Raw genomic sequence first — 1,683 nt, 5'->3', positions numbered from 1 at the left:
CGTATACGCCCAGACAAATGCAATAAACCCAAGCAAGACTTTATTTTTCTTTAGGATTTTCCAGCCAAGTTTTCTTTTTGCAATGTAACATCGCTTGCATCGCGTCCGGTCATCTGTCATACATGAAGTACAGCAGTGTTTTTCACAAAAGTAGCAAGTCCTGTCCCCAAATTCCGAGCCGCAAAAATCACACTGTTGCACAAGTAATCTTGGGTTTGGTCAAAATTTATCTTTTTATGGAGACGAACAAACATTGAGGCATACTTTAGGTACATAATGACATGATTTTGTTACTAGAACCACTGGTTCAGTTTCTATTTCTAAGTTTGTTGGCTACTTTAGTTATCGTATTGGCTGAATACATGGCAGAAATCGATAGAGTGGTCAGCACCAGTAAAGATGTACTTATCATAGATGCGACACTATTTCCTGCAATAACAGAGCCTATTACAGCAATCACCGATGCAGAGACTATGGCTATTGCAATCTTGGGATTCAAGCGGTGTCTTCTGACCTGCTTTATTGCCAAGCCAAATGGGAAAAAGTAAACAGCGCCAATAAGCGAGCTTGCAATAAGTCCAGCGCTTATCGCACCATACTCGCCTGGAAGAACAGAATATGCGTGTTGTGATAAAGTCAGCATGCCAAGCAGAGGATAGATTGATGTCCTCACTATTTGCTGCATCCAAGGTTGTCCCCTCTCATAGTTGGCTACAGAGGGGCTGAAAGAATAGTACCATGTGTTAAAGACATTCATGAAACTAGAGCCTGATGCTGTTGACAAGATGTTTTGATCTCTGAAGACTCGGAGGAATTGTACCTGTGGTGCTAGATCAGAGCCAAATGCTGCAGTTGCTATCAAACACCTTGATGGTATTATGCCTGAACCAGAGCTTGAACTAGACGAGCTCTCATCTTGGTGAAGTGGACATCCTGTGATGAAATAGGTTTGGGTAGCGGATATAGTTCCAGCATTACGATTACTTTCAGAATCATATTTAACATACGCGTCTACTTGTGCCATTTCCGGGTCTTGTTTTGTAGTGCCACCTGTTTGTGTTATTGTGAAAGGAAGGTTAACAGATTGTCCGGCCGGAACAGGCATGGCACTGTAACTTAAAACGTTGTCGCCCATATCACGCTGTAGAGCTAAATCTCTCGTAAATATTTCAGCAGAATGTATGTATTCTTGCTCTTGTGAAAGGTTACGGAAAATTATCTGACCTTGCAAAGTACCATGACAATCAACTGATGAGCCAGTAATTGTGATATCTTCCGCAGCATCACCTGACGCAAAAGAGCTTGGTGTCGTTAATGGAAGAACCATAAGTGTCACCAGAATAAATGACAAGGCATAACCACACCTACCAGCCATTGCAATAGCGTAATGATGTGTAAAAGATATACTTTATGTTTTATGGAAATAACCGTTCGGGGTCACGAGGATACAAGACAACTTCTCTGACATTATCAATTTGCGTCAAGACTGCCATCAGTCTGTCTAGCCCCAATCCCCATCCCGAATGTGGCGGCATTCCCCAGTCAAATGCCCTCAGGTGGTCCTCAAATTGTGCCGGATTTAGCTCTTGCTCTACCAATCTTTCTTTTATCTTAGCAGGATCGTGTAGCCTTCTTCCACCGGATGACAACTCGAGGTATCCATACTGGAGGTCAAATGACTTT

At 42.5% G+C, this 1,683-nt stretch carries 2 protein-coding genes; both read right to left on the bottom strand.

From position 1 onward, the window contains the following. Positions 1 to 307: 307 nt before the first annotated feature. Positions 308 to 1,375, bottom strand: coding sequence for a CFI-box-CTERM domain-containing protein (locus DYY66_RS04670; RefSeq protein WP_166286645.1), 1,068 nt, complete (start codon positions 1,373 to 1,375; stop codon positions 308 to 310). 40 nt (positions 1,376 to 1,415) lie between these two features. Continuing rightward, the coding region (locus tag DYY66_RS04665) for an amino acid--tRNA ligase-related protein (protein WP_304515735.1) at positions 1,416 to 1,683 on the bottom strand (268 nt) is incomplete at its 5' end.

This window comes from Candidatus Nitrosotalea sp. FS (assembly GCF_011319475.1).
Lineage (GTDB): Archaea > Thermoproteota > Nitrososphaeria > Nitrososphaerales > Nitrosopumilaceae > Nitrosotalea.
The sequence above is the reverse complement of the archived record's forward strand: the minus strand, read 5'-3'. Positions and strand labels throughout refer to the sequence as shown.